Raw genomic sequence first — 4493 nt, 5'->3', positions numbered from 1 at the left:
GATCAGCCCCTGGCCAGTGCGGGGGCTGATCTGGTTGTCGTCTGTTTACTCAGCTGCGTCTTCGTATTCGGACATTGGTGGGCATGTGCAGATGAGGTTTCGGTCTCCGTATGCGTTGTCGACGCGGTTGACGGGGGACCAGTATTTGTCGACGCCCATGGAGCCCGGGGGGAAGCAGGCCTGTTCGCGGCTGTAGGGCCGGTCCCAGTCGCCGACCAGATCGCGCACCGTGTGTGGGGCGTTTTTCAGCGGGTTGTTCTCGGCATCGATCTTGCCGTCGATGATGTCCTGCGCTTCCGAGCGGATCGACAGCATGGCGTCGCAGAAGCGGTCCAGCTCATCCTTGGGTTCCGATTCCGTGGGCTCGACCATCAGGGTTCCGGCCACCGGCCAGCTCATGGTGGGCGCGTGGAAGCCGCTATCGACCAGACGTTTGGCGATGTCGTCGACGCTGACATGGGCCGCCTCGTCCAGGGGTCTTGTGTCCAGAATGCACTCATGCGCCACCCGGCCTGTCTCGGACGTATAGAGGATCGGATAGGCCTCAGCCAACCGTGCGGCGATGTAGTTGGCGTTCAGGATTGCCACCTTGGTGGCCTGGGTCAGACCAGCGCCGCCCATCAGCAACACATAAGCCCATGACACCGGCAGGATCGACGGTGAGCCGAAGGGCGCTGCCGAGACCGGACCCACGGCACTGCCGTATTCCGGGTGGCCGGGCAGGTGTTCGATCAGATGCGCCTTGACGCCGATCGGACCCATGCCGGGGCCGCCGCCGCCATGCGGGATGCAGAAGGTCTTGTGCAGGTTCAGGTGGCTGACGTCACCGCCAATGTCACCGGGGCGCGACAGGCCCACCATGGCGTTCATGTTGGCGCCATCGATATAGACCTGACCGCCGTGATCATGGGTGATCTGGCAGACCTCCTGTACGGTGGTCTCGAACACGCCATGGGTCGACGGGTAGGTGATCATGCAGGCGGCCAGATGATCGGAATGCTTTTCCGCCTTGGCGCGGAAATCGTTCAGATCAATGTTGCCCTTGTCATCGGCCTGCACCGGCACCACCTGCCAGCCCACCATCTGCGCCGAGGCCGGGTTGGTGCCATGCGCCGAGGTTGGGATCAGGCAGACATTGCGGTGCCCTTCGCCGCGCGCAAAATGGTAATTGCGGATGCTCAGCAGCCCCGCATATTCCCCCTGCGCGCCCGAGTTGGGTTGCTGGGAGATCGCGTCATAACCGGTGATCTGGCACAGCTTGTCGTTCAGATCATCAATCATCTCATGATAACCCTGCGCCTGATCTTGCGGGCAGAACGGGTGCAGATTGCCGAACTCGGGCCAGGTGACCGGGATCATCTCGATCGTGGCGTTCAGCTTCATCGTGCAGGAGCCCAGCGGGATCATCGCCCGGTCCAACGCCAGGTCGCGGTCGGCGAGACGGCGCATGTACCGCGTGATCTCGGCCTCGGCCCGGTTCTTGTGGAAGATCTCGTGGGTCAGATATTCGCTTTCACGCAGCGCGTAATCCGGCAGACGGTATTGCTTGTTCGAGCTGTCATCCGCCCGATCGATGCCGAAGGCACCCCAGACGGCCTCGATGGTCTCGGGCCGGGTCTGTTCGTCCAGGCTGATGCCGACCTTGCTGTCGCCGACCTTGCGCAGGTTGACGCCGCGGGCCACGGCGGCCTCCATCACGACATTCTGCAGATGGCCGACCTCGACCGTGATGGTGTCAAAGAACACTTCCGGTTCCACGGCAAAGCCCGCCTCTTCCAGACCGGCGGCCAGGCGCGAGGTCTTGCGGTGCACCGATTGCGCAATGGCCTTGATGCCATCAGGGCCGTGATAAACCGCATACATCGACGCAATGACGGCCAGCAACGCCTGCGCGGTGCAGACATTCGAGTTGGCCTTCTCGCGGCGGATATGCTGTTCGCGGGTCTGCAGCGCCAGGCGATAGGCCTTGTTGCCCCGGCTGTCGATGCTGACGCCGATGATCCGGCCGGGCATCGACCGCTTCAGCTTGTCGGTGGTCGCCATATAGGCCGCGTGCGGGCCGCCATAGCCCATCGGCACGCCAAAGCGCTGGGTCGAACCGATGGCGATATCCGCGCCCATCTCGCCGGGGGATTTCAGCAGTGCCAGCGACAGGATGTCGGCGGCAACGATGGCAATGGCTTTATGTTCATGCAGCGCCGCGATCTCGGCGGTGAAGTCGCGCACATGTCCATGCGTGCCGGGATACTGGAAGATCGCGCCAAACACCGCGCCCGCGTCCATCGTATCCGGATCAGCCACCTGTACGTCGATGCCCAGAGGCTCGGCGCGGGTTTTGATCACCGCAATGGTCTGCGGGTGGCAGTTTTTATCGACGAAGAAAGCCGCGTTATTGGCCTTGGACCGGCCACCGCGCTTGGCCATCGCCATCGCCTCGGCAGCAGCGGTTGCTTCGTCCAGCAGCGAGGCGTTGGCCACGTCCAGCCCGGTCAGATCGCTGACCATGGTCTGGAAGTTCAGCAGCGCCTCAAGCCGGCCCTGGCTGATCTCGGGCTGATAAGGCGTATAGGCCGTGTACCAGGCCGGGTTTTCCAGGATATTGCGCAGGATCGGCGCAGGCGTGGTGGTGCCGTAATAGCCCTGACCAATCAGCGAGGTCAGAACCTTGTTCTTGCTCGCCACCTCTTTCATGTGGAACAGCGCATCGCGCTCGGTCATCGCCGGACCCCAGTCCAGCGCTTCCTTCTGCCGGATCGCAGGGGGGACGGTGGCGTCAATCAGCTGATCCAGCGTCGTGAAGCCGATCACCTTGAGCATGTCGCGCATCTCGGTCGGGCTGGGCCCGATATGGCGACGGTTGGCAAAGTCATAGGCTTCGTAATCGGTGAGTTTGAAGGCCATGTGTAGCGCTCCTCAAGGAATGTCTCGCCCAGCCGCTCTGGCAGATGCCTCCGGCGGGAGTATTTGGAAAAAGATGAAGCCCGGGGCCCGGTTTCAGGGCCCCGGAATTGAAGTTACCCGATGAAGGCCTTGTAGCCGGCTTCGTCCATCAGATCTTCCAGCTGCGACGCATCCGTGATCTTGATCTTGTAGATCCAGGCCTCGCCCTCGGGGTCGTCGTTCAGCGCGCCCGGATTGTCGGCCAGCGCCTCATTGACCTCGACGATCTCGCCATCAACCGGCGCATAAAGCTCGGACGCCGCCTTGACGGATTCGATCACGCCAATCTCGCCACCCTTCTCGAACTCGTCGCCTGCTTCCTGCTGTTCCACGAACACCACGTCGCCCAGCTGTTCAGCCGCGTGTTTGGTGATGCCCAGCGTCGCGGTATCACCCTCGACGGTCAGCCATTCGTGCTCTTCGGAATAATAGGTTGCCATGTTGTCTCTCTCCTGACTTCAACGCTTGTAATTCTGGGTGACAAAGGGGGTGGCCACAATCTGTGCCGGTTGCGGCTTGCCCCGGATGATCAGATTCACCGCCGTACCCGGTTCGGCATGATCCGCCGCCACATAGCCCATCGCCACAGGTCCACCGACCGTCGGGCCAAACCCGCCCGAGGTGATCTGACCGATTGTATTGCCCTGCGCGCACTGAATGTCCACGCCCTGACGCGCCGGTGCCCGGCCTTCCGGCTTGATGCCCACCAGCTTGCGCGCGGGACCCTCGGCCAGTTCTTTTTGAATGCGGTCGGCCCCCGGGAACCCGCCCTCTTCCTTGCGGCGTTTCTGGATCGCCCAACCCAGGCTGGCCTCGATCGGCGAGGTGCCCTGGTCGATGTCATTGCCATACAGGCACAGCCCCGCCTCCAGCCGCAGGCTGTCGCGCGCGCCCAGGCCCGCCGCCTCGCAATCCTCATGCGCCAGGAAGGCCTTGGTGATTTCTATCGCACGGTCCTCGGGGATCGAGATCTCGTACCCGTCCTCGCCGGTATAGCCCAGACGCGAGATCCGGCATTCGGCCCCCAGGATGTCGGCAACAACGGTTTCCATGAACTTCAGATCCCGCGCCGCAGGGCAAAGCGCACCCACCACATCCTCGGCCTTCGGTCCCTGCACCGCAACAAGCGCGCGGTCAAAGATCTCGATCACCTCAACCCCGTCCAGATTGGCGCGCATATGCGGAATATCCTGATGACGCAGCGCCGCGTTCACCACCACAAAGAAGTGATCCCCCGCATTCGACACGATCAGATCATCCATGATCCCGCCATCCGAATTGGTGAAAAACCCATACCGCGCCTTGCCAGGCTTCAGTGTCGCATAGGCCTGCGGGCACAGAGCCTCAAGCTTGGCACCAACATCCTCACCCCGCAGGATCACCTGACCCATATGAGACACATCAAACACCGCCGCCTTCTCACGACACTGCGCATGCTCACCCATAATCCCCAAGGGATACTGAACAGGCATCTCCCAGCCCGCAAAATCAACCAACTTCCCACCCAACTCAACATGCAAACCATGCAAAGGCGTGCGCTTAATATCCGTCAT

The 4493-nt window shown here is 62.2% G+C and carries 3 protein-coding genes; all 3 read right to left on the bottom strand.

The genetic code is table 11. The features are described 5' to 3' along the window. Positions 1-45: 45 nt before the first annotated feature. Positions 46-2901, bottom strand: a complete 2856-nt coding sequence (gcvP, locus tag AC2FH9_RS19830; protein ID WP_496872716.1) for an aminomethyl-transferring glycine dehydrogenase — start codon at positions 2899-2901, stop codon at positions 46-48. A 113-nt stretch (positions 2902-3014) separates the two neighbouring features. Next, a complete protein-coding gene (gene gcvH / locus AC2FH9_RS19825; protein WP_142640419.1) occupies positions 3015-3380 on the bottom strand; it encodes a glycine cleavage system protein GcvH in 366 nt (121 codons plus the stop codon). Between the two features lie 18 nt (positions 3381-3398). Next, on the bottom strand, positions 3399-4493 hold a 1095-nt coding region (gene gcvT / locus AC2FH9_RS19820; protein WP_496707767.1), incomplete at its 5' end, for a glycine cleavage system aminomethyltransferase GcvT.

This window comes from Ruegeria sp. CDSC081, from assembly GCF_059610485.1.
This window is presented reverse-complemented; position numbering and strand designations above follow the sequence as displayed.